Source organism: Ferrimonas balearica DSM 9799 (genome assembly GCF_000148645.1).
Lineage (GTDB): Bacteria > Pseudomonadota > Gammaproteobacteria > Enterobacterales > Shewanellaceae > Ferrimonas > Ferrimonas balearica.
Genome location: NC_014541.1, coordinates 3886788 through 3910838, shown reverse-complemented (window position 1 = coordinate 3910838; position 24051 = coordinate 3886788). Strand labels below are relative to the sequence as shown.

Genomic DNA, 24051 nt, shown 5'->3' with positions numbered 1-24051 from the left:
AGGGCAGGGCGTTGGTAAAGTTAGCTGATTTTCCGCATCTCCCTCAGAATTTAATACGGGTCTGGCACATGTTTAAAAAAGTTCGTGGTCTGTTTTCCAACGACCTCTCCATCGACCTGGGTACCGCCAACACCCTGATTTATGTGAAAGATCAGGGCATCGTACTGAATGAACCCTCGGTGGTCGCCATTCGCCAAGAGCGTGCCTCTGGCCCGAAAAGCGTGGCAGCAGTCGGTCACGAAGCGAAGCAGATGTTGGGACGGACCCCGGGCAATATCACCGCCATTCGTCCGATGAAGGACGGTGTGATTGCCGACTTCTACGTAACCGAGAAGATGCTTCAGCACTTTATCAAGCAAGTGCACAACAATGGCGTGTTCCGCCCCAGCCCGCGCGTGCTGGTTTGCGTTCCCTGCGGTTCTACCCAGGTTGAGCGCCGCGCCATCCGTGAATCTGCCATGGGCGCTGGTGCCCGTGAGGTTTACCTGATCGATGAGCCGATGGCCGCTGCCATCGGTGCCGGCCTGCCGGTTTCTGAAGCCACCGGTTCCATGGTGGTCGATATCGGTGGTGGTACCACCGAGGTGGCCATCATCTCCCTGAACGGTGTGGTCTACTCCTCCTCCGTTCGTGTTGGTGGCGACAAGTTTGACGAAGCGATCATCAATTACGTGCGCCGCAACTACGGCTCACTCATTGGTGAAGCCACTGCTGAGCGCATCAAGCACGAAATCGGCTCCGCTTACCCGGGCGACGAAGTGCGTGAGCTGGAAGTTCGCGGCCGCAACCTGGCTGAAGGGGTTCCGCGCAGCTTCACCCTGAACTCCAACGAGATCCTGGAAGCGCTGCAAGAGCCGCTGTCCGGCATCGTCAGCGCGGTGATGACGGCGCTGGAACAGTCTCCGCCGGAACTGGCGTCCGACATCTCCGAGCGCGGCATGGTGCTGACCGGTGGTGGCGCGCTGGTGAAAGATCTGGACCGCCTGCTGCAAGAAGAGACCGGTATCCCGGTTGTGGTGGCCGATGACCCGCTGACCTGTGTGGCCCGCGGCGGTGGTAAAGCGCTGGAGATGATCGACATGCACGGCGGTGATCTGTTCTCGGACGAGTAACGGATCGTCCATGAAGCCTTTTTTTCTCCGAGGCCTATCCCTGCAGTACCGCCTTCTATTGGCGGTACTGTTTTGCTTGGCCCTGGTCTTACTGAACGATAAGCTGGCGCCCGCCCGTGCGGCGTTGACCACCCTGGTCAGTCCCATCCAGTACCTGGCAGCGATGCCATCGGTATTGCTCGATAACCTGTCTCGCAACCTCGCGACTCGCCAGCAACTGCTGAGCGAGAACGACGCCCTGCACCAGCAGCAGTTGCTGATCAGTGAGCGTCTGCAACGCCTCGAACACCTGGAGCAGGAGAACCAACGCCTGCGCACGCTGCTCGACTCGCCGACCCGGCACGACTCCCGTCGTATGGTGGCGGAGGTGATGAGCGTCGACCAGGACCCGTTTAAGCACTTGGTGTTGATTGACAAGGGCAGCCGTCAGGGTGTCTATGTTGGCCAGCCGGTGCTGGACGGCAAGGGCGTGGTGGGGCAGGTGGTCGAAGTGGGGCAAACCACCTCGCGGGTGCTGCTGATCTCTGATCTGACCCACGCCATTCCGGTGCGGGTGGCGCGTAACGACGTCCGTGCCGTGGCGCATGGCTCCGGCCGGACTGACCTGCTGGAACTGTCCCACGTGGCGATGAACACCGACATTCAGGTGGGTGACTGGCTCAACAGCTCCGGTTTGGGTGGCCGTTTCCCTGAGGGGTATCCGGTGGCCCGGGTGACCGAAGTGGAGCGCACCGAAGGGCAGACCTTTGCCATCGTCCGGGCTGAGCCCAACGCCGATCTGGATCGGCTGCGTTATCTGTTGCTGTTGTGGACTGAGGAGGCGCCAGAATGAGTCACGAACGCGCGTCCGGTCGGGCCATCATCTGGCTGACCATCCTCGCGGCCCTGTTACTTCAGGTGATGCCCCTGCCTCCGGCGGTCGCCGCAGCACGCCCCGACTGGGTGCTGCTGACGGTCAGCTACTGGGTGCTGGCGTTGCCGCATCGTTTTAATATCCTGTCCGCCTGTTTTGTTGGCGTGGTGCTGGATGTGCTGGTGGGTGGCACCCTTGGGGTGCGTGGCCTGGCCCTCTCCATCACCGCCTACCTGGTGGCGATGCAGTATCAGAAGCTGCGTCATTTTGCGCTGTTCCAGCAGCTGCTGGTGGTGGCCTCGTTGTCACTGCTGCTGCATCTGCTGGTGTACTGGGCCGAGTACCTGAGCAACCCGGCCATCACCATCGACTGGGTGTATCTGCAGCCGGTACTGATTACCCCATTGCTGTGGCCCTGGGTGTTCTGGTTGCTGCGCCGCATCCGTCGGCAATTCAAGATCCGATAACATGACCGCACTCTACCTGGCTTCCTCTTCGCCCCGCCGTCAGCAACTGCTGAGCCAACTGGGGTTTGATTTCGAGATCCTGACGCCGGACATCGATGAAACCCCGTTGCCGGACGAGGCGCCGGAGAAGCTGGTAGAGCGCCTGGCGCGGGAAAAGGCCGAAGCCGGGCTGGCCCTGGCGAAAGCCCCGCGCCCGGTTCTTGGCTCTGATACCATTGTGGTGCTCGACGGTCGTATTCTGGGGAAACCCCGGGACCGTGCGGACGCCTTGGCCACCCTGGCCAGCCTGTCCGGACGTCGTCACCAGGTGATGACGGCGATTGCCCTGGCGCTGCCGGAGGGAACCCGCAGCCAGGTGATCACCACGCAAGTGGAGTTTTGCGAGCTCACTGAAGCACAGATTGCCGCCTACTGGGACAGTGGCGAGCCGGCGGATAAAGCCGGCAGCTACGGCATCCAGGGGCTGGGAGGCAACTTTGTCCGGGCCATCCACGGCAGTTATTCCGCCGTGGTGGGGTTGCCTCTGGTGGAAACCCGGGAACTGATTCAATCCCTGTAACCGTGGGGATTTGGGCAAGAATGTAGATTGGGAGGCAAGGTGCCATTACAAGGCGCGGCAGCGGAGCTGCTGATCAACGTTACCCCCACTGAGAGCCGAGTGGCTCTGGTGGAGCATGGCATGTTGCAGGAAGTGCACCTGGAGCGGCGGAGCCGTCGGGGCATCGTCGGTAACATCTATCGCGGCAAGGTCACCCGGGTACTCCCGGGGATGCAGGCCGCGTTTGTCGATATCGGTCAGGAGCGGGCTGCGTTTCTGCACGCCTCCGATATCGTGCCGCATACCGAGTGCGTTGATGAAGAGGATGCCCGTGCTTTCCGCGCCGAGGACATTGTCTCGCTGGTCCGTCAGGGCCAGGACATCATGGTGCAGGTGGTCAAAGACCCGCTGGGCACCAAGGGCGCCCGCCTGACCACCGACATCACCCTGCCGTCCCGCTACCTGGTGTTTATGCCGGGCTCCGCCCATGTTGGCGTGTCCCAGCGGGTGGAAGATCCCCAGGAGCGCGAGCGCCTGAAATCCATCGTCGGCCAGTTTGTCGATAAGGATGGCGGCTTCATCATCCGCACCGCCTCGGAAGGGGTGTCGGAGATTGAACTGGCTCAGGACGCGGCGTTTCTGCGCCGGGTCTGGCGCAAGGTGATTGAGCGTCGCAAGCGTCCCGGCAAGTCCGTATCGCTGCTCTATGAAGAGCCGTCGCTGCCGCTGCGCATCGTCCGTGACCTGGCCACCCGTACCCTTGACCGGGTGCAGGTGGATTCCCACTTGACCTACGAAGCCCTCAAAGAGTTCGTGGCCGAATTTATGCCGGAGACCAGCGCGGCGGTGGAGCACTACCGCGGTAAAGCGCCGATCTTCGACCTGTTCGATGTGGAGAACGAGATCCAGCGGGCGCTGCAACGCAAGGTAGAGCTGAAGTCCGGCGGCTACCTGATCATCGACCAGACCGAAGCGATGACCACCATCGACATCAACACCGGTGCGTTTGTCGGTCACCGCAATCTGGAAGAGACCATCTTCAACACCAACCTGGAAGCGACCCAGGCCATCGCCCGACAGCTGCGCCTGCGTAACCTCGGCGGCATCATCATCATCGACTTTATCGATATGGTGTCGGAGGAACACAAAAACCGGGTGCTGCACAACCTGGAGCTGTCGCTGGCTCAGGACCGGGTGAAAACCAGCATCAGCGGACTGTCGCAGCTGGGCCTGGTGGAGATGACCCGCAAGCGCACCCGTGAGAGTCTGGAGCACGTGCTCTGTGGCGAGTGTCCGGTCTGCCGCGGCACCGGCCAGCTGAAAACCGTGGAAACCGTGTGCTACGAGCTGTACCGCGAGATCATTCGGGTTGACCGGGCCTACGACGCCGACGAATTCGTCGCTTACGTCTCGCCCGCGGTGCAGGAGATCCTTGAGGGCGATGAGGCCCACAGCCTGGCTGAGCTGGAGGTGTACCTGGGCAAACGGGTGCGCATCAAGCCGGAGCCGCTGTACGCCCAGGATAAGTTCGACGTGGTGATGATGTGACCCTGATCCGGCTGGGCCAGGGACTGGGCAAATGGTGTTGGTATGGCCTCGCGGCCGTGTTGGTTACGCTGGCGCTTCTGGTAAGCCTGGTGCGTACCCTGTTGCCGGAGCTGGACAGCGTCCGGCAGGACCTGATCGACACCGTTGAACAGCGCTATGGCATCCAGCTGGAGATTGAACAACTCGGCGCGGGCTGGGAGCCCCAGGGGCCGATGCTCACCATCCACGGCCTGCGCGTAGCCCCCCAGCCGGACCAGCCGGTATCCCTCACCATCCAGACCGCCCAGCTGCAGCTGGACTTCTGGCCCAGCCTGCTCAACCTGCGTCCCTATCTCGAGCGCATCACCATCGATGGCGTTGAGCTGGGCATCAATATCCAACCCCGGGATCAGGCGAGCGCCAGCAACAACTGGGCGCCGCTGCGTGAGCAGCTGCTGAACCAGCTGGGCCGCCTCTCGATTCGTGACCTCACCGCCCGGGTACTGGTGGGGGACACGGCCCTCTCCCCCATCTATCTGGCCAGCCTCAACTGGAAAAACCTCGATGGACGCCACCTGGGCGAGGGGCAGCTGTATCTGGATGCTGCCCGCCATCAGGACGAAACCCTGACCCTGGCGCTGGAACTGAACCGCCACTTCGACGGCCGCCTGTTTGGCCGCGCTTACGTCAAAGCGGCGCAGCTGGACATCGGCGACTGGCTGGCGCGTCAGCTGACCGACAACGACCTGAACTACAGTGGCGTCCTCAATATGGAAGCCTGGGCCAGCCTCGATGAGGAGGGGCTGCGCAGCGCCACGGTGCAGTTTGGTGAAACCGGCCTGAGCTGGGAGCACGATGGCCCGCAATCCCTGACCCTGCAAAGCGGTTTGCTGCAGTGGCACCCCAACCCTGGCCAGGGCTGGGTGGCCGGTGAGCTGGTGGGCCAGGACCTGGCCTTCTCCAGTAATGGCGAGGCCTGGCCCGCGCTCAATCTGCATCTGCGTCACCGCAACCGGGATATGGCGCTGTGGCTGGATACCCTGCCAGCCCGGGGACTGGAGCCGCTGTTTGGCTTGATCCCCGGCATCGGTCATCAACGCCTGAGCGAGCTGCTGGCGCTGGATCCCCGTGGTCAGTTTGGCCCCATCCGCGTGCAGCGGGATGATGAGCACTGGCATGCGGAAGTGCCGTTTGAACAGCTGCACTGGCACAGCAGCGGCGCGCTGCCGGGGCTGGACAGCGTCAGTGGCACCGCCCGCTGGTTTGATCATTGGGGTGAACTGGTGCTGCCGGAGCAGAGCGTCACCCTGACCTGGCCCGATCAACTGCCTGAACCCATCAGGCTGGATCGCCTGGTACTGCGCAGTGAGTGGCACAACACCGAACAGGGGGGCCAGCTGCGCCTGCCGCAACTGGCGCTGGAAAACCCGGATCTGGCGCTGACGCTTCGCGCTGCCGTTGGCCTGGGGGGAGATCGCCCGGCCCGACTGCAGCTGTACAGCGATATTGAGCTGAAGCGCGCTGGCGAGGCGGGGCGTTACTTCCCCCGCCGTGCCATGGGCGAAGGGCTGTCGGATTACCTGGCCGCGGCACTGGAGCAGGGCCACAGTGACAACGCCCAGCTGCTCTGGCATGGCGACCTGAAGGCGTTCCCCTATGCGGACAACGACGGCGTGTTCCTGGCCCAGTTCGACATGCAGGACCTGCAGTTCGACTTCCTGAAGGACTGGCCCGCGGTGACCGATGGATTGCTCAGTGCCCGCTTTGAAAACGCCAGCATGGATCTCTGGGTTCGCAAAGGGATGCTGGGGCCGGTTTCGGTGGAGGGCGCCTACGTCGGCATCCCCAGCCTGAGCAGCCGCGCGGTGCTGGAGATTGAGGGCAGCGTGCTGGCCAATGGCGATGACGCCATTGAGGTGATGAAGGACAGCTTCCTGGCGGACAGCGTCGGCGGCACCCTGAAGACCATCCGCATCAACGAGCGCCTGCCGGTGGCGCTGGATATGCGCTTCCCGCTGGGCAGCAAGGTGAAAGATGAGCCGCAGCAGGTGCGTGGCCGGGTGGCGTTCTGGAACACCGATGTGGCGGTGGTGCCGCTGGCGCTGGATCTGGAGCAGACCCGCGGTGAGCTGCGTTTCAACAACAGCAACATCGAGGTGCATGGCCTGCAGGCACGCATCTACAACCAACCCTCTGAGCTGTCCATCGTCGGTACGCCGGTGGAGGGGGCCTACGCCGTCGACATCGATCTGGCCAGCCGCTGGCAGATGGCCAGGGTGCCGGAGCGACTGCAAAGCCCGCTGGACCCATTCCTGATTGGCGGGGCGCCGCTGGGCGGGGAGATCGCCCTGCGGGTTGGCGAATCCGGGGTGGAGTACCAGGCAGAGCTGCGCTCCAACCTGGTGGGGTTGGCCATCGAGTTACCGGCCCCGCTCGGTAAAGAGGTGGAAACCCAGCAGAACCTGAAACTGGCGGTGACCGGCGACAGCGAGGGCGCCGAAGTGCTGGCCTCATTGGGCCAGAGCGCGCAGTTCCGTGGTGAGCTGAACTTTGGCGTGGGCACCGGTTTCCAGTCCTACCAGATCGCGCTGGGCACCCCGGCGGCCCGTCCGGTGTTGCCCGGCGGCTACCTTGAGTGGCTCAGCGACGAGCTGGCCATCGAGCCGTGGGAGCCGCTGATCAGCAGCTTTGCCACCTACAAGAATCCCAACCCCAGCGGCAGTCGCTGGTTTCCGGGGTTGCAGCAGGTTGAACTGCGCGCCCAGGCGTTGAGCCTCTATCAGATGGCGTTGGGTAAAGGGCTGGTGAGTGGCGGCCCCACCAGCGAGGGCTGGGTGTTCCAGATCGACAGTGACAACCTGCTGGGCACCGCCACCTTCGGTCACGACCTGCGCCAGGAGGGCATCCGCCTGGTGGCGGACCGACTGGCACTGGAACTGCCGGAGCGGGACCCGCAGAAGGCGATGCCGGCGGCGCCTAAAGCCTGGATCCACGACATGCCCCGACTGGATCTCAGCGTCAACGCCCTGAGTGTGGGAGAGCTGCAACTGGGTCAGGCGGAGTTGCAGGCGAAGCCCGAGGGGGACGGCTACCGGATTGAACAGTTCAACCTGTTCCAGGGCGGCCACCGCCTGACCATGACCGGCCAGTGGCAACCCTGGAACAGCCTCAGCCAATCCACCTTTGAGGGGCAGTTGCGCAGCCCGGATGTGGGAGACCTGGCGCAACGCCTCGGCCTGAACCAGAGTGTGCAGGACGCTGACCTGACCATGACCTTTGGCCTGGGCTGGCCCGGGGCGCCGTGGCAGATGGAGCTGGCGGAGCTGGACGGCAACGTCGATTACCGGCTCGGCAAGGGCCACCTGTCTGAGATGTCGGACCGGGGCGCACGCCTGCTCTCCATCTTCAGCATGGAGTCTCTGCTGCGTAAGCTGTCGCTGGATTTCTCCGACGTGTTTGGCAGTGGCCTGCACTTCAACCGATTTGGTGGCACCGTGCAGGTTGAAGACGGTGTCGTGCGTACCAACGACAGCGTGATGGATTCGGTGGCGGGCACGGTACGGGTGAATGGCTGGACTGACCTGACCAGCCGTGAGCTGGACTACCTGATCGCCTTCTCACCCGCCCTGACCTCATCGGTTCCGGCGGTGGTGTTTATGAGCACCGGAGCCTGGACCATCGGTCTGGGCGCCTTTGCCGTCAGCAAGATGCTGGAGCCGGTGCTGGAGGTGATCACCCAGGTGCGGTACCACCTGACCGGCACGCTGGATGACCCTATTCTTAATGAAGTGGATCGCACCAAGCGGGAGATTGCCCTGCCGGAAGCGCCCGCTTCTGCGCCGCCCAATGACGCCGAGGTGGAGGCCCTGAAGGCCCGCATCCTCGAGGCGCTGGATAAGCCCGAAGCGTCCCCCACTCAAGGACAAGGAGAAACACCGGATGTGGTGCCACCTGCTGCAGATGACCAGTCAGCCCCAACCGAGTCAGAACCTGACCCGGCTGCGCCATTGGCTGAGCCAGCTCCCAACCCGGTCTGAGCCCAGCCTGCTGGTGCTGCCGGAGTGTGCCCTCTGCTTTGGCAGTGAAGGGGGCTGGGCCAGCCTGGCGGAACCCGATCTCAAGCTTGTGCCTGACGCTGATGCGCCGATGCAGCGTGAGCTGGCGGCCCTGGCACAGCAACATGGCCTCTACCTGGTGGCGGGCACCCTGCCCATTCAGGCTGAGGATGGCCGGGCCTATGCCGCGTCGCTGGTGTACGGACCGGACGGTCAACGCCTCGGACGTTACGACAAGATCCACCTGTTTGATGTCGACGTTGAAGATGACACCGGGCGTTACCGCGAAAGCACCCACACCCACCCGGGGGCGGGCATCACCGTGGTGGATACGCCGCTGGGACGGCTCGGCATTGCGGTGTGCTACGATGTCCGCTTTCCCGAACTGTTCCGCGCGCTGGCCGATGCCGGCGCCGAGTTGGTCGCCCTGCCAGCCGCCTTTACCGAACCCACTGGCGAAGCCCACTGGGAGGTGTTGTTGCGAGCCCGGGCGATCGAGAATCAGTGCTACCTGCTGGCGGCTGGCCAGCAGGGGCAACATGCCAACGGTCGGCGTACCTGGGGCCACTCCATGGTGGTGGACCCCTGGGGCCGGGTGGTGGCCCAGTTAGCTCAGGGCGAGGGGCTGGTCAGTGCCCGCATCGACCCGGCCGAAATGGCGCAGATCCGCCAACGGCTGCCCGCCCTGAAACATCGTCGGCTGCCCTAGGCCCGGCGCAAAGATGGAGTATCACGAGTGAGTTTTGAAACCGTTGCCACCTCGCTGTTAAGCCCTGCCGAACTGGACGAGGGCGCACTGCATCAGGCCCTGGGACAGCTGCATCATCACAGCCTGGATTACGCCGACATCTACCTTCAGGCCAGTCGTCATGAATCCTGGGTGCTGGAAGATGGCATCGTCAAAGAGGGCTCCTTCAATATCGAGAAGGGGCTAGGTGTGCGAGCCATCAGCGGCGAGAAAACCGGTTTTGCTTACGCCGATGAGATCAGCGCGCTGGCGCTGACCCAGTCCGCCCACGCGGCCCGCGGCATCGCAGTGGCCGGGGGCAATGGCAAGGTTAACGCGCTGGCCCGTCGTCAGGCGGAAGCGCGCTATGCGGCGCTGGACCCGCTGGCAAGCCTCGGCTCCGACGCCAAGCTCAAGCTGCTGCAGGAGATGGATCAGTACACCCGTGGCCTCGACCCCCGGGTGACCCAGGTGATCGCCTCCCTCAGTGGCGTGTACGAAGAGGTTCTGGTGGCCGCGTCTGACGGCACCCTGGCCGCGGATGTGCGCCCGCTGATCCGACTCAACTGCTCGGTGATCATGGCCGAAGGCGACCGCCGTGAGCGCGGCTCCGCCGGCATGGGTGGGCGCTACGGTTACGACAGCCTGCTGGAGCTGGACAGCAACGGTGAGATGCGCGCGTTTGCCTTGTGCCGTGAAGCGGTGCGCCAGGGCAGCGTGAACCTTGAAGCGGGCGAAGCCCCGGCCGGTGAGATGCCGGTGGTGCTCGGTCCCGGCTGGCCAGGCGTACTGCTGCATGAAGCGGTGGGTCATGGCCTGGAGGGGGACTTCAACCGTAAGGGCTCCAGTCTGTTCTCCGGTCGCATCGGTGAACAGGTGGCTTCCGAGCACTGCACCGTGGTGGACGATGGCACCCTGTCCGGCCGTCGTGGCAGCCTCTCCATTGATGACGAAGGCACCCCGGGCCAGTACAACGTGCTGATCGAGAACGGCATCCTCAAGGGCTATATGCAGGATAAGCACAACGCCCGCCTGATGGGCGTGGCACCGACCGGTAACGGTCGTCGCGAATCCTACGCCCACCTGCCGATGCCGCGCATGACCAACACCTACATGCTGGCTGGCGAGCATGACCCGGAAGCGATCATCGGTTCCGTGAAGAAAGGGATCTACGCCCCCAACTTCGGTGGCGGTCAGGTTGACATCACCAGCGGCAAGTTTGTGTTCTCGGCTTCTGAGGCCTACCTGATTGAGAACGGCAAGCTGACCCGCCCGGTCAAGGGCGCCACCCTGATCGGCAATGGCCCGGAAGCGATGAAGACCATCTCCATGGTGGGCAATGACCTGGCCCTGGACAACGGTGTCGGCATCTGCGGTAAAGAGGGACAGAGCGTCCCGGTGGGCGTGGGCCAGCCGACCCTGAAGCTGGACCGCCTGACCGTAGGCGGCACCCAGTAACGCCACGAACATCGCAAAAGCGGGCCTGCAGGGCCCGCTTTTTTTTATGCTTTTTCAAAAGGGTGTACCCTTGGTCATTGCAAGGGATCGTTTGGATCCGGATAATGCCCTAGAGTAATTACTCTAATTTTGATCGGGAGCGGGACTCGTGAGACACCCTCTAACTCTGGCGTTGCTGCTGGCCGTAATGGCCGGGCCGGTCAGCGCTGCCCCCCTGACGCTGGCGGAGGCCTGGACCCGGCTGCAATCCGCCAGTGACCTGCTGAAGGCCGAGCAACTGGCCACCGACCGGGCCCAGGCCGAGCGCGATGTCGCCGGTGATCTGGGTCTGCCGCAACTCTCCCTGTCCGGGACCTACGCCTACCTGGACGACCCCATCGAACTGGACCTCAACCCCTCCCTGCCGGGCTTGCCGTTTCCGCTGCCGGTGCTGCCGCTGACCGAGCGTGAGATCTACCGCGCCTCGCTGGTGGGCAGTTGGCCGATCTATGCCGGTGGCCGCATTCAGGCCGCTCAGGCGGTCAAGCAGGCGGAGTTGGATGCGCGCATGCAGGAGCAGGAGATCAAGCGTCGGGAGCGATTTACCGTGCTGGTGGACCGCTACTTCGGCCTGCAACTGGCCAGCCAGAATGCGGCACTGCGGCAGAGCCAGGTGGCGGCACTGGAGAAGCATCTGGGGAACGCCAAAAAGCTCGAGCAGCAGGGTCAGATCGCCGCCGTTGAGCGGATGAACGCCGCCGTCGCGCTGGATCAAGCCCGCATCGCTCTGGCTCAGGCTGTGCGTCAGCGTGACCTGGCCCAGCAAGCGCTCGACAGCCTGTTGCAGCAGCAGAACGTGGAACCGTTGACCCACGACAGCCTGCCGGAGCAGGCACCGGCCCGGGGGCCAATGGAGCGGCAGATGCTCAGCGGCCATCCGGCGCTGGCGCTGTTCGACGCCAAAACCCGCCAGGCTCAGGGCAGCATCAGTGCAGAGCGGGGCCGCTACAAGCCGGAAGTGGGGCTGTTTGGCAGCTACACCCTGGCCGAGGACAACAGCGTGTTGTCGGAGCTGGAGCCGGAGTGGCTGGTGGGGATCCGGGTTAAGGTGCCGCTGTTCAGTAACGACGGTCGCAGTGACCGGGTTAAAGCCGCCAAAAGCGCCGAGATGGAAGCGCGCCACCGCAAGGCGCAAACCGAGCAGGACCTGAAACTGCTGTTGTCGTCCCAGTACGCCAACCTGGAGCAGGCCCGCTACGAATTGAATGCCCTGGACAGCGCTGAGCAGCTGGCCCGGGAGAACCGCCGCCTGCGTGAACTGGCGTTTCGCCAGGGATTGGGCACCTCACTGGAGCAGGTCGACGCTGACCAGCGCCTGATGGAGGTGCAGCTGGGCAAAGCCCGTGCCCGTTACCAGTACCTGATGGCGCTGGCGCAGATCACCACTTTGGGCGGCAGTATGGATCAAATGATTGAGTGGATGGGGCCCTGATGAGCAAGAACCAGACTCTGTTGGTGGGCGGCGCCGTCGCCCTGTTGGCCGTGCTGAGCGGCTGGGCCATGTACCAGGCCTACCAGCCCAAGCCCTATCGGTTGCAGGGCGAAATCGAAGCGCGCCAGTACCATGTCTCCTCCAAGGTGCCGGGCCGTGTTGCTGAGCTGAATGTGCGCCGGGGCGACAAGGTGGTGGCGGGCGACCTGCTCTACACCCTGTCCAGCCCGGAACTGGAAGCGCGACTGCAGCAGGCCAAGGCCGGGGTGAAGGCCGCTGAGGCGATGGAGGCGGAAGCCGATGCCGGCGCCCGTCGTCAGCAGATCCAGGCCGCCCGTGATGACTGGCAGCGCGCCCTGGCTGCCGCCAACCTGTACAAGGCCACCTACCAGCGGGTGCAGGCCCTGTTTGACGATGGCGTGGTGGCACGTCAGAAGCGGGACGAAGCCTACGCCCAGTGGCAGGCGGCTCAGTACCAGGCCAGCGCAGCCGAAGCGTTGTACCAGATGGCGGAAGAGGGGGCCCGTAAGGAGACCCGCGAAGCGGCTCAGGGTCAGGCGGAAGCCGCCCGGGGCCAGCTCGCCGAGGTGCAGGCGGTGCTGGCGGACAGCCAGATGCGGGCGCCCCGAGCCGGTGAGATTGCTCAGGTGCTGCTGCAGGAGGGCGAGTTGGCGCCCCAGGGCTTCCCGGTGGTGACGCTGGTGGACATGGGCGATGCCTGGGCGCTGTTCCAGGTGCGGGAAGACCGCCTGTCCGACTTCCCCAACGGGGCCAAAGTGACCCTGCGGATCCCGGCGCTGGATGCCAGTTTCCCGTTTGAGGTGGCCTATCGTGCGGTGCAGGGTGAGTTCGCCACCTGGCGGGCCACGGAGAGCGGCGCGGACTTCGATATGCGCACCTTTGAGGTGGAGCTGCGTCCGCTGCAGCCCATCGCTGGCCTGCGGGCTGGCATGACCGTACTGCTGGAGCCTTAAGCCGTGACGGCGCAAGCGCCTCTGTCCCGGCTCTGGCAGTGGGCCAAAAGCGATCCCTGGCAGGCGTTCCTGCTGTTGGTGGCGCCCTGGTTGATGGGGCTGCTGCTGTACGCCATCTTCTCGGCCCGGTCGCCGGTGGAGCTGCCGGTATCCTGGCTGGATGAGGACCACAGTGCCCTGTCGCGGGAACTGAGCCGGGCGCTGGAAGCGACGCCCGCCATCCGCCTGGTGGAACATGGCAATGCGGTGTCGTCGGCTAACGCCCTGCGACGTGGTGAGGTGTACGCCCAGGTGCGGGTGCCGGCGAACTTCAGCGCGGACCTGCGCCATGGCCTGACTCCCACCCTCGATGTCCGTTACAACGGCCAGTACCTGCTGATGGGCAAGCGTCTGAAGGCCCCGATTCAGTTAGCGCTGGCTGATGCCCTGCAGCGCCAGGGCGCCTTGGCGGTGTTGGCCAAAGGGCTGCCCGCCGCCGCGCTGTCCGCACAGCTGGCGCCGGTGTCGATCCAGCTGACCGCCCTGAACAACCGGGGCATGGATTACGCCGCCTTCCTGCTGCCCGGACTGTGTCTCGCGATCTGGCAGATCCTGGTGCTGTTCTCTGTGCTGAATCTTTACTTTCAGCCCCCGGCCGGGCAGACCCCCGGACGTTGGCTGTGGGCCGTGCTGGCGCTGCAGTGGGGCTGGGCCGGATTGGGCATCTACTGGATGCGTGACCTGCTGATGGTGGCGCACAATGCGCCATTGTGGCCCCTGTGGCTGGCCCTGTTGCCGCTGATGGTGCCGCTGACGGCGCTGGCTCTGGTGCTGGTGAAGACCGGCCGTGAGTCGGCGCAGCTGGTTTCCAGCGGCGCGGCTCTGCTGACCCCGGCCTTCACCTACATGGGGCTGACCATGCCCACCGGCAGCATGCCAACGCTGGCCCAGTGGTGGGCGGACCTTATCCCCTCCAGCCACTACCTGCCGTTGTTGCAAAGCTACCGGGGGCTGGGCACCGCGCCCTGGCTGGAACTGTGGCCGCTGCTGCTGCCGCTGCCTATCGTCTGGTGGTTATGGAGGCGTTTGCCATGAGCCATTGGTGGTCGTTATGGCGGGAGGAACTGGCCCAGGTGTGGCGGGATAAAGCCCTGCTGCTGACCTTTTTCGCCGGTCTCGGCGTCTATCTGGTGCTGTACCCGGCGCCCTACCTGCATGAGGTCACAACGGAACAGCCGGTGGTGGTGTGGGATCAGGACAACTCGATGGCCAGCCGACGCCTGCTTAGGGCGCTGGGCGCGACCCCCGGGGTGGCCATCACCGCCCGGGTGACCTCGCTGGATCAGGCTCGCACTCTGGTGCTCAGCGGCGATGCGGCGGGGATGGTGTGGATCCCACAGGGGTTCGAGCGGGACCTGCGCCGCAGTCAGTCCGGCGAGCTGGTGGTGGCGGCCAACGCCAACTACTTCCTGCCCTACGGCACCATTGCCGAGTCGGTGACGGCCGCTGCCACGGTGCTGGGGGCACAGGTGCGGGTGGCGCGACAGGTGCTGGCCGGTGACGGCTATGCGCTGCAGACCAGCCGCCTCGGCGGCGTTGACCTGAACGTGGTGCCGTCGAGTAACCCGGGGCTGGGTTACCTCAACTATGTACTGCCGGGGCTGTTTGTGCTGATCCTGCACCAGCTGATGTTGATCTGTGCCGCGCTGATTGGCACCGGCCGCTGGAACCGGCCCGGACGTTGGCGTTCGGCGACCGCCACGGGGCTGTGGAGTTCTGACGTGGCCCTGCTGGTGCCCGCCTTTGCGCTGGCGGCCTGCTGGTACCTGGGACCGGCGCTGGCGTTTTACGATGTGGCGTTACTGGGCAACCTGGTGGCGTTGTGGGGCCTGTTGCTGCCCTTCCTGCTGGCCACCGCCTCGCTGGGGATCTTCCTGGCGTCTCTGGTGGACCGGCGTGACCTGCTCAGCCAGATTTTGGTGCTGAGTTCGATGCCGCTGCTGTTTATCGCCGGCTTTGTCTGGCCGGTGGAGGCGTTGCCGCTGTGGTTGGTGGCGCTGTGGGGGCTGGTGCCGGCGGAGCCGATGATGCAGGCGATGATCCGGCTCAATCAGCTGGGCGCCAGTCCGGCGGAGCTGATGCCGCAACTCTGGACCCTCTGGGGTCAGGCACTGGCCTATGGAGTGCTGGCCTGGGTGGGACTGAAGCGGCGTCTGATGCGCCAGTCGGTGGGCGGATAACCGGCACAAAAAAAGGCGGTCAGTGACCGCCTTTTTTTAGTCGTGCAGCGTGCTACGCAGCAGCTTGAACAGCTCCCGGCTGGATTTCGGGGGCTTATTCTCTTTCAGTTCTTTGGCCGCCTGACGGATCAGCTGACGCAGACGCTGCATCTCTTCGGCCAGGGCAGGGTGCTCATTCAGGGCATCCTGAAGGGCATCGTTACCGCCGCTGAGCAGGCGATCGCGCAGCAGTTCCAGCTTATGGAACTCGGCGGTGGCCTGGTTGTGCTTGTTGCGGATCTTATCCAGAGCTTCCTGCAGCGGTTCCGGGTCGCGGCTGCGCATCATCTTACCGATGTACTGCACCTGACGACGGTAGGCTTCGTGCTTGCCTTTGATTTTGTGGGCAAGGGCAAACGCCGCTTCCAGATCTTCATCCAGCGGAACCTTGGCCAGCTCGGCCTTAGTGAGGGAGAGCAGATCTTCACCCAGCTGTTGCAGCGCTTCCGCCTCCCGCTTCAGTTGGCTTTTGCTGACGAAATCGTCCTCGAAATAATCCTCGTACTCCACCATGGTTCACTCCGGAGGCTAAAAACGCCTATTTTACCAGATGGTGGGCCCACAGATCGCGCTAATGCACAGCAGGACGCGACGGGCGGGCTCTGTTATCCTGTTTGCTTCGATGAACCGAGAGCAGTTTGACCGATGAGTGAGCCGTTAGCGCAACAGCAAAAGGTGTTGGAACAGGCGGTTGCCTGTGCCCTGGATGCCGCCAAGGCCCTTGGCCTGGATGGAGCCGAAGTGGCCATCCACAAGCAGCAGGGCCTGTCCGTTTCCACCCGCGGTGGTGAAGTGGAGACCGTGGAGTTCAACAAGGATGGGGCGCTGGGGATCTCCGTCTACCGTGAGGGTGCCAAGGGCAATGCCTCAACCTCGGACCTGTCTGAGGAGGCCATCCGCGCCGCGGTAAAAGCCGCCGCCACCATCGCCGCTCAAACCACCGCCGACCGCTTTAACGGCCTGGCGGACGCCGACCGGATGCCCACTTCGCTGCCTGAACTTGATCTCTACCACCCTGAGTCATTCACCCCGGAGCAGGGCGCCGAGCTGGCCAGCCGCTGCGAAGCCGCCGCGATGGCCGCCGATCCTCGTATCGTCACCTCCGATGGCGCCAGCTTTAACAGCCACGAAGGGATCAAGGTGTACGGCAACAGCCACGGCTTTATCGGCAGCTACGCCAGCTCACGCCACAGCCTCTCCTGCGTGGTGATTGGCCAGGATGAGCAGGGCATGGAGCGGGATTACGACTATACCGTGGCCCGTCGTTTCCAGGACCTGGCATCGCCGGAGCAGGTGGGTCGTCAGGCTGGCCTGGATACCGCGGCTCGTCTGAGTGCCCGCAAGATCGGCACCTGCCAGGTGCCGGTGCTGTTCAGTGCCGACCAGGCCACCGGCCTGCTGGGCCATCTGGTGGGCGCCATCTCCGGCGCCAGCCTCTACCGTGATGCCAGCTTCCTCAAAGACAGCCTCGACACTCAGCTGTTCCCGGAGTGGTTCAGCATCGAGGAGAACCCGCATCTGGCGATGGCGTTGGCCTCGGCCCCGTTCGACGGGGAAGGGGTGGCGACCCAGGCCCGGGATATCGTGCGCGATGGTGTGCTGAAGTCCTACCTGCTGACCGCCTATTCGGCCCGCCGACTGGGGATGACCAACACCGGCCACGCCGGTGGCATCTACAACTGGCAGGTGAAGCGCAACGGCGGTGATCTGGCGGCGATGCTTAAGCAGATGGGCACTGGCCTGTACGTCACTGAGCTGATGGGCCAGGGCGTCAACGGCGTGACCGGCGATTACTCCCGCGGCGCGGCCGGTTTCTGGGTTGAGAGTGGCGAGATCCAGTACCCGGTTCATGAGATCACCATCGCCGGTAACCTGAAGCAGATGTACCGCTCCATGGTGGCCATCGGCTCCGATGTTGACCCGCGACACAGCCTGCAGACCGGCCCAATCTTGCTGGATACCATGAAGATTGCCGGCAACTGAGCGCCGCCTCAGCGAACGGAAAACGCCGTCCCCGAAGGGCGGCGTTTTGTTTTCCGGTTCAGACCGGGCGGGCGGCTTCGCCCAGATGCTGCTGAGCCTGCTCCAGCAGGTGCAGCACTTTGGCCAGGTGGGCACTGACCCGCTCCAGCCAGCGTATCGCTTCCAGTCGTTGGGTGCCGCTGGGCAGATCCAGCTCCCCCTGACCAATCCGGCCCATCACCTCCAGCCGCGCCGCCGAAGCGCTCTGTTGCAGATGATTCGCCAGGCTCTGCATCGCCGCAGCCAGGGGGGCCAGTGAGCGGCCTGTATGGGCGTCGGACAGGGCGGGCAGCAGGTGCTCCACCTGTTCCAGCAGTTGCTTCGCTTCCCGCTTCAGACTGATGCTGCTGCGCGCCGTCAGGGCCCGCTCCTCCTCCTCTTCGCAGCGCTCCAGCAAACGGTATAGGTGGTCCTGCACCGCAATCAACGCCAGCAGCACGGTCCAGGTTTTGTTGGCGCTGGGGGGCAGATGCAGATGGTCGAGATAGTCCCGGCTCTGCAACATCTGCAGCTTCAAGGTCTGCAGGTTTTGCCGTTGCCCCTTACCGCCGAGCAGGGCGGAGAGGTGGCGAGACAAACCGGCAAGCTGACGCTGGCTGGCTTTGAATACGGCCCCGAGTGCCCGGGGGGCATCCTCCAGCCAGGCAGGCTCCAACACCATCGCGCTGGCGTCGGACGGGTCCGGCACCAGTCGCATCATCAGTCTCGAGAAGGCCGGAGTCAGCGGCAACACCAGCAGGACACCCATCAGGTTGAACAAGCTGTGAAACGCCACCAGCAGCAGCTCCGGGTCGCCCCCCAGCAGGCTGAGCCGCTGACAGAGTTGCAGATAGGGGCTGATCAGCAGCAGCGCGCCAATCCCGGTAAACAGGTTAAAGATGACGTGGGAAAAGCCGGTGCGCCGAACCGCGGCGGAACCGCCGATGGTGGCGAGCGCTGCGGTGGCGGTGGTTCCGATGTCCATGCCCACCACCAGTGCCAGTCCCTGGTCCAGTGCGATCAATCCCGAATGCAGGGCCACCAGGGTGGTGGCCACACCGGCACTGGAGGATTGGGTGATCAGGGTAAACAGGATGCCGAACAGCACCAGTGCCAGTCGGCTCTCCCCCAGACTGACCAGGGCGGTGCCCGGGTCCCAGTGGCTCATCCCCTGCTGCAGGGTACCCAGGCCGACAAAGATCAGGGAAAAGCCCGCCAGTGCCAGCCCGGCCTGGCCCCAACGGGGCGGGGCAAAGAGTCTCAGGGCCACCCCCACCAGACACAGCGGCATCAGCGCCAGAGTCAGCTTAAACCGAAACCCCACCAGGGCCACCAGCCAGCCGGTGACGGTGGTGCCCAGATTGGCGCCAAAGACGATGCCAAGGGCATGGGGGAAGCTCAGCAGGCCGGCACCGACAAACCCCACCGCCGCCACCGTCGTCGCGCTGGACGACTGCAGCAGTGCGGTACTGAGGCAGCCGGCCAGGGCACCGCTGGCCGGGGTTCGGGTGTAGTGCATCAGGGCGCGTCGCATGGCAGCACCACCCAGGCGCTTGAGCGCCTCGGTCATCACCAGCATGCCCAACAGGAACAGGCCAAGCCCGCCCATGGCTTCCAGCACGGCGGCCAGAGGGTTGTGCGCCATAACAAGCCGTTTGCTTTGAGGGGATTAGCTAAAGCCTAGTCGCTGAAAAGGAGTTACCTGACCATCACAATGCGGGTAACGCGATGTTGTTTGACCCGGATCAGGGTGATGGCACCGGAGCGGCCAAACTGGTAGCTGTAGTCCTTGCCCTGCTGGCCAGCGCTGTCGATGGCGAGGGGTTTACCGCAGACGCGCTTGAGGGCGCTTAGGCTGTCGCCAATCCGGATCAGGTGGGTGCCACAGCGAACCGATGGCAGGGTTTTCTGATAGCTGGCGGCGGGGAAGGTGAGCAGCGTCAGCAGCAACATCAGGAGGCTCTTGGACATGGCGTTATGGGGCGGAAGTCCGGGGTGGTATTGAGTCTACGCCCCTGCTGGACTATCCCTAGCGATGATGAGCGAACGACAACACTGGCGACTGGGATTGCTGGCGGCACTGCTGCCGCTGCTGACCACCCACCTCAGCTACGGCCTGAGCCTGTGGGAGGCCTGGATCCCGGCTTGTAATCCCTACTGGGCGGATTGCGTCAGCATCAGTCGCACCGGGCGCCACGGCAGCGCTTACTGGTGGTTTAAGGGGCTGATGCTGCCCGCCTGCCTGCTGCTGGCCGTGTTCTGGTGGCAGGCTGCGCGGTGGCTGCAGCAGCGCGGGCTGTCGCCCGGGCCACTGGTGTTGCCACTGGCGATGCTGGCGTCCCTGGCGCTGGCGGTCTATACCCTGACTTTGGGCCACGCCACTGGCCATTTCCCGGTGATTCGGCGGGTGGGCATTGCCGGATTTATCCTGTTCACCTATCTGGTTCAGGTGGCGATAGGGGCCGCCCTGTACCGGGCTGAACCCTGGCGCTGGGCCGGAAACCGGGTGCTGGGCCTGGCCACCCTGATCCTGGCCATCGCGCTGTTGACGTTGGTGTGGGACGGTTTGTGGAGCGAAGCCTATGAGCGATGGGAGGACGCCTTTGAGTGGTGGTTGTTCCTGTTACTCAACGGCCAGCTGTTTCTGATGCTGTGGATTGCCCGGTTCGGCCAGCCAGAACGATCGATCTGATCCACCCGTGGCTGCGTTTCGAATGGTATCACCGCCGTAACGTCGGTGGAGGAGGCGCCATGTTCACCTTTCTGTTGTCGTTGATTGGGCGGGGGATCGGCCTCGCCATTCTGATGCTTTCCCTGCACCCGACCGTCATGCCCGTTACCGTGCAGGGTGATCCGCTCAACTCCCTGCGCTGGCACCATCGCGCTCTGGTGGTGTTTACTCCGACCGATCAGCACCCCCATTGGCAGGATCAGCAGGCACACCTGGACGGCATGCTGGCCGGTCTGCGTGAGCGGGATCTGCTGGTGTTTGAAGTGGTGGGAGAGTCGGTGTCGATGGAGGGGCGGGACCTGCCCCACTCGGACGCGCAGCAGTGGCGGGAAGATTTTATCGCGCCCAATGACCGCTTCACTCTGGTGCTGATCGGCAAGGATGGCGAGGTCAAAATGCACCAGGACCGGCCGGTGGACGAAGCGGAGCTGTTTGAGTTGATCGACGCCATGCCGATGCGGATGCATGAGCGTGGCATGGGGCGGATGTAGGGGTTACTCCGCTTCGTCGAAACGGGCGGCAATCAATTGGCAGACCGCGTCCAGCGCGGGCTCTGCCTGGGGGCCTTCGGCCTGGATCAGCACCTCTTTGCCCTGGCAACTCTGCAGCAGCAGCAGGCCAAGCACACTGTCGGCTGTGGCCTGCTGTTCGCCCTGGGTGAGCGTGAGCTTGGCATCAAAGGTCTGCGCCAGTTGCGCCAGTCGCGTGGCAGCGCGGGCGTGCAGACCCAGCTTATTGATGATGGTAACCCGACGCTCCAGCACCGCTTACTCCTCTTTCAGCTCGCGGTGATGCACCTGAACCTGCGGACGGTAAGCGGCAAAGCGCTGGCCCAGCGCCTCGGCGATGTAGACGCTGCGATGCTGGCCGCCAGTGCAGCCAATGGCCACGGTCAGGTAGGCGCGGTTATTGCGTTCCAGCATCGGCATCCAGTTCAGCAGGAAGCGTTCGGTGTGGTCGATAAAACGGGTGACGCTGTCCTGATGGCGGAAGTAGTCCCGGACCGGCTCATCTTTGCCGGTGAGGGGGCGCAGAGCCGGGTCCCAGTGTGGGTTGGGCAGGAAGCGCACATCAAACAGGTAGTCGGCCTGCTTCGGCATGCCGTGCTTGAAGCCAAAGGATTCAAACACCAGCATCATCTCCCCTTCCGGTTTGCCCAGCAGGCGCTCACGCAGGGTGTCGGCCAACTGGTGCACGGACAGGTCGTCGGTACGGATATGGTGGTCGCACTCGTCCGCCAGAGGTTCCAGCAGTTGGCGCTCAAGGGCGATCGCTTCCGCCAGGGTACTGCCATCCCGCGACAGCGGGTGCATGCGCCGGGTTTCGCTGTAGCGGCGCAGCAGGTTGTCGTCGGAGGCATCGAGGTAGAAGATGGTGACCTCAATGCTGTCATCCAGACGCTGCTTCAGGCGCGCCACATCGAGGGTTTCCAGTGGCAGGTTGCGGATATCCAGGCTGACCGCCACCTTCTCGTTGAGCCCTTTCTGGCTTTTCAGCAGCGCAGGCATCAACTCCAAAGGCAGGTTGTCGACACAGTAGTAGCCCAGGTCTTCCATTACCCGAAGGGCGACGGATTTGCCTGCGCCGGAACGGCCGGAAAGGATGATCAGTTTCACTGGGTGATGGCCTCAAACAGGGTGTGGTTGTCGGTGGCTTTACGCAATGCCCGGCAGACCTCCTTCTGGCTGAGCTTGCGTGCGACTTCGGCCAGAGTGGCCAGGTGCAGCTGGTGTTCGGATTCGGGCACGAACAGGGCGAACAGCAGGTCCACGGGCTTACCGTCGATGGCGTCGAAGGGAATGGGCTCGTCGCTCTTCACCAACACGGCGATGGGCTGAGTGAGTTTGCTCAGCCGACCGTGAGGAAGGGCGATGCCGTTGCCGATGCCGGTGCTGCCCATCTTTTCCCGGGCCAGCAGGCTTTCGCACAGTTCGTGTTTGGGCAGGTCAGGACACTGCTGCGAGGCGATCTCGCTGATCAGTTCCAATGCCCGTTTCTTGCTTAGCCCCGGAGCGGCGCACAGCGTCCGCTCCGGGGATAACAGCTCGGTGATCTCCATCAGTGCCGGGACAGTTTCTCTTTATGTTTGATTACCTGCCGATCGAGTTTGTCGATCAGCCCATCGATAGCCGCATACATGTTTTCATGCTCATGGGTGGCGTACACCTCTCCCCCGTTTACGTGCAGTTTGGCTTCGGCGATCTGTTGCAGCTTCTGGACGTTCAATACCACGTGCACATTGTTGATGTGGTCAAAGTGGCGTTCCAGTTTCACAAACTTGCTGTGGACATAGTCCCGCAGTGAGTCGGTGATCTCGATGTGATGCCCGGTAAGGTTGATCTGCATAAGGTGACCTCCTTGGTATCGCGTCGTTACAAGCTTTTACGCTGGTTCGACGGGGGGATGGAGAGGGCTTCCCGGTACTTGGCCACGGTGCGGCGCGCTACCTGAATTCCCTGCTCCGCGAGAAGCTGTGCCATCTTGCTGTCACTGAGCGGTTTTTTCGGGTTCTCCGCCGCCACCAGCTTCTTGATCAAAGCACGGATTGCGGTGGAGGAGCACTCTCCGCCACTGTCGGTGCTGACGTGGCTGGAGAAGAAATACTTAAGCTCAAAGATACCGCGCGGGGTATGGATGAACTTCTGGGTGGTGACCCGGGAGATGGTGGATTCATGCATATCCACCGCTTCGGCGACGTCGTTCAGCACCATCGGCTTCATCGCTTCGTCGCCATACTCCAGGAACCCCTGCTGGAACTGCACAATGCAGTTGGCCACCTTAAGCAGGGTGTCGTTGCGGCTCTCCAGGCTCTTGATAAACCACTTGGCTTCTTGCAAGTGGCCGCGCACAAATTGGCTGTCGCTGGCATTGCGGGCGCCACGGGAGAGTGCCGCGTACTGTTCGTTGATGCGGATTTTTGGGGTGGCATCGGGGTTGAGCTCGACCACCCAACGGCCCTGCTTTTTGCTCACCGAGACGTCGGGGATCACATACTGATCTTCCGACGAAATGATGCTGCTGCCGGGACGTGGATTCAGCGACTGGATCAGTTGCATGGCTGCCCTTAACTCATCTTCTTTGAGTTTAGTGCGCCGGATCAGGGTGCGAAAGTCCCGGTTGGCAAGCAGATCCATATGGTCGATCAACAGCAGGCGGGCTTCAGCCAGCCAGGGGGTGTCCGGCGTGAACTGGGCCAGTTGTATCAGCAGGCATTCGGCCAGGTCACGGGAGGCGGAGCCAATGGGGTCAAACTGCTGTACCCGCTTGAGTACCGCGACCACTTCATCCAGCTCAAGCTCCGGGTCACCCTGGGCTTCGAGGATCTCCTCCAGAGTGACGGTCAGGTAACCGTACTCGTCCACCCCATCGATGATGGTGGTGGCGATGGCCCGGTCGGTGTCACTCATCGGTGTGAGCTCCATCTGCCACATCAGGTGGCTGTGGAGGTCATCGCTGGTTTCGCCCTGGTACAGGTTGTCGTCGTCGCGGCTGATGCCGGCACTGGCGGCCGGGGCGGCGCTGTAGACGTCGTCCCAGGTGCTGTCGACCGGCAGGTCGTCAGGCATCTCGGTTTGATTGAGGGCTTCGGAGGTTTCCAGCTCATCGCTGTTGGTGCTGGGGGCGGGAATATCGTCGAGGCTGTCATTGCTGTCGCCGTCGAGCTCGCGGTCCAGCTCTTCCGCCGATTCCAACAGCGGATTGGATTCCAGCGCCTCCTGGATCTCCTGTTGAAGATCCAGCGTCGAAAGCTGCAGCAGGCGGATGGCTTGCTGCAACTGCGGCGTCATGGTCAGCTGCTGGCCGAGTTTTAGCTGGAGCGAAGTTTTCATCAACGAGCGTCGATCCTTATCACGCGATGCTTCCCTGGTGTCGTCGAAA

Annotated in this window: 23 protein-coding genes; 15 read left to right on the top strand and 8 right to left on the bottom strand. The window is 63.6% G+C overall.

Annotated features, from left to right (window positions below; genetic code table 11):
- The first annotated feature begins 68 nt into the window (after positions 1-68).
- From FBAL_RS17720 to FBAL_RS17665, 12 genes are all read left to right on the top strand, one after another.
- Positions 69-1112 carry a rod shape-determining protein gene (locus tag FBAL_RS17720; RefSeq protein ID WP_013346968.1) on the top strand — a complete coding sequence of 348 codons (1044 nt, stop codon included), beginning with the start codon at positions 69-71 and terminating at the stop codon, positions 1110-1112.
- 10 nt (positions 1113-1122) lie between these two features.
- Entirely contained in the window at positions 1123-1944 is an 822-nt protein-coding gene (mreC, locus tag FBAL_RS17715; protein WP_013346967.1) for a rod shape-determining protein MreC, read from the top strand.
- Entirely contained in the window at positions 1941-2432 is a 492-nt protein-coding gene (mreD, locus tag FBAL_RS17710; protein WP_013346966.1) for a rod shape-determining protein MreD, read from the top strand. Before mreC ends, mreD begins: the two co-directional genes overlap by 4 nt.
- A 1-nt stretch (position 2433) precedes the next feature.
- The gene (locus tag FBAL_RS17705; protein WP_013346965.1) at positions 2434-2991 is read left to right on the top strand and encodes a Maf family protein; all 558 of its coding nucleotides are present in this window, start codon (positions 2434-2436) and stop codon (positions 2989-2991) included.
- A 39-nt stretch (positions 2992-3030) separates the two neighbouring features.
- On the top strand, positions 3031-4518 hold the full coding sequence (gene rng, locus FBAL_RS17700) for a ribonuclease G (RefSeq protein ID WP_013346964.1): 1488 nt from the start codon (positions 3031-3033) through the stop codon (positions 4516-4518).
- Entirely contained in the window at positions 4515-8534 is a 4020-nt protein-coding gene (locus tag FBAL_RS17695) for a YhdP family protein (RefSeq protein WP_013346963.1), read from the top strand. Before rng ends, FBAL_RS17695 begins: the two co-directional genes overlap by 4 nt.
- A complete protein-coding gene (locus FBAL_RS17690; protein ID WP_013346962.1) occupies positions 8437-9261 on the top strand; it encodes a carbon-nitrogen hydrolase family protein in 825 nt (274 codons plus the stop codon). The genes FBAL_RS17695 and FBAL_RS17690 overlap by 98 nt, the downstream gene beginning before the upstream one ends.
- Before the next feature lie 27 nt (positions 9262-9288).
- Positions 9289-10737: a metalloprotease TldD gene (tldD, locus tag FBAL_RS17685; protein WP_013346961.1), complete on the top strand. Its 1449-nt coding sequence runs from the start codon at positions 9289-9291 to the stop codon at positions 10735-10737.
- A gap of 148 nt (positions 10738-10885) precedes the next feature.
- Positions 10886-12208 (top strand): TolC family protein, encoded by a 1323-nt coding sequence (locus FBAL_RS17680; protein ID WP_013346960.1) that lies wholly within the window; start codon positions 10886-10888, stop codon positions 12206-12208.
- Positions 12208-13182 carry an HlyD family secretion protein gene (locus tag FBAL_RS17675; RefSeq protein ID WP_013346959.1) on the top strand — a complete coding sequence of 325 codons (975 nt, stop codon included), beginning with the start codon at positions 12208-12210 and terminating at the stop codon, positions 13180-13182. Before FBAL_RS17680 ends, FBAL_RS17675 begins: the two co-directional genes overlap by 1 nt.
- Before the next feature lie 3 nt (positions 13183-13185).
- Positions 13186-14256 carry an ABC transporter permease gene (locus FBAL_RS17670; RefSeq protein ID WP_013346958.1) on the top strand — a complete coding sequence of 357 codons (1071 nt, stop codon included), beginning with the start codon at positions 13186-13188 and terminating at the stop codon, positions 14254-14256.
- Positions 14253-15401 carry an ABC transporter permease gene (locus FBAL_RS17665; RefSeq protein WP_013346957.1) on the top strand — a complete coding sequence of 383 codons (1149 nt, stop codon included), beginning with the start codon at positions 14253-14255 and terminating at the stop codon, positions 15399-15401. The genes FBAL_RS17670 and FBAL_RS17665 overlap by 4 nt, the downstream gene beginning before the upstream one ends.
- 36 nt (positions 15402-15437) lie before the next feature.
- Here FBAL_RS17665 and yjgA read toward each other — a convergent pair whose 3' ends face one another.
- Positions 15438-15953 carry a ribosome biogenesis factor YjgA gene (gene yjgA / locus FBAL_RS17660; RefSeq protein ID WP_013346956.1) on the bottom strand — a complete coding sequence of 172 codons (516 nt, stop codon included), beginning with the start codon at positions 15951-15953 and terminating at the stop codon, positions 15438-15440.
- A 132-nt stretch (positions 15954-16085) separates the two neighbouring features.
- Between yjgA and pmbA the strand changes: the two genes are divergently transcribed.
- Entirely contained in the window at positions 16086-17423 is a 1338-nt protein-coding gene (gene pmbA, locus FBAL_RS17655) for a metalloprotease PmbA (RefSeq protein ID WP_013346955.1), read from the top strand.
- Positions 17424-17481: 58 nt separating this feature from the next.
- Here the strand turns inward: pmbA and FBAL_RS17650 are convergent, their stop codons facing one another.
- Together FBAL_RS17650 and FBAL_RS17645 are read right to left on the bottom strand one after the other, a co-directional pair.
- Positions 17482-19086 (bottom strand): Na/Pi cotransporter family protein, encoded by a 1605-nt coding sequence (locus FBAL_RS17650; protein WP_013346954.1) that lies wholly within the window; start codon positions 19084-19086, stop codon positions 17482-17484.
- A 53-nt stretch (positions 19087-19139) separates the two neighbouring features.
- Entirely contained in the window at positions 19140-19394 is a 255-nt protein-coding gene (locus FBAL_RS17645) for a DUF2845 domain-containing protein (RefSeq protein WP_013346953.1), read from the bottom strand.
- A gap of 82 nt (positions 19395-19476) precedes the next feature.
- Between FBAL_RS17645 and FBAL_RS17640 the strand changes: the two genes are divergently transcribed.
- Together FBAL_RS17640 and FBAL_RS17635 are read left to right on the top strand one after the other, a co-directional pair.
- Complete coding sequence (locus FBAL_RS17640; RefSeq protein WP_013346952.1) at positions 19477-20133, top strand: hypothetical protein; 657 nt, start codon at positions 19477-19479, stop codon at positions 20131-20133.
- A gap of 59 nt (positions 20134-20192) precedes the next feature.
- Complete coding sequence (locus FBAL_RS17635) at positions 20193-20663, top strand: DUF4174 domain-containing protein (protein ID WP_013346951.1); 471 nt, start codon at positions 20193-20195, stop codon at positions 20661-20663.
- A gap of 3 nt (positions 20664-20666) precedes the next feature.
- On the opposite strand, the gene FBAL_RS17630 is transcribed toward FBAL_RS17635, so the two are convergent.
- From FBAL_RS17630 to FBAL_RS17610, 5 genes are read right to left on the bottom strand one after another with little or no spacing between them, the layout of a single operon-like run.
- Complete coding sequence (locus FBAL_RS17630; RefSeq protein WP_013346950.1) at positions 20667-20936, bottom strand: HPr family phosphocarrier protein; 270 nt, start codon at positions 20934-20936, stop codon at positions 20667-20669.
- 3 nt (positions 20937-20939) lie between these two features.
- Complete coding sequence (gene rapZ, locus FBAL_RS17625; RefSeq protein WP_013346949.1) at positions 20940-21788, bottom strand: RNase adapter RapZ; 849 nt, start codon at positions 21786-21788, stop codon at positions 20940-20942.
- Positions 21785-22231 (bottom strand): PTS IIA-like nitrogen regulatory protein PtsN, encoded by a 447-nt coding sequence (gene ptsN, locus FBAL_RS17620; protein ID WP_013346948.1) that lies wholly within the window; start codon positions 22229-22231, stop codon positions 21785-21787. The genes rapZ and ptsN overlap by 4 nt, the downstream gene beginning before the upstream one ends.
- Positions 22231-22518 (bottom strand): ribosome hibernation promoting factor, encoded by a 288-nt coding sequence (hpf, locus tag FBAL_RS17615; RefSeq protein WP_013346947.1) that lies wholly within the window; start codon positions 22516-22518, stop codon positions 22231-22233. Before hpf ends, ptsN begins: the two co-directional genes overlap by 1 nt.
- Before the next feature lie 26 nt (positions 22519-22544).
- Positions 22545-24002, bottom strand: coding sequence for an RNA polymerase factor sigma-54 (locus FBAL_RS17610; RefSeq protein ID WP_013346946.1), 1458 nt, complete (start codon positions 24000-24002; stop codon positions 22545-22547).
- Positions 24003-24051 lie beyond the last annotated feature (49 nt).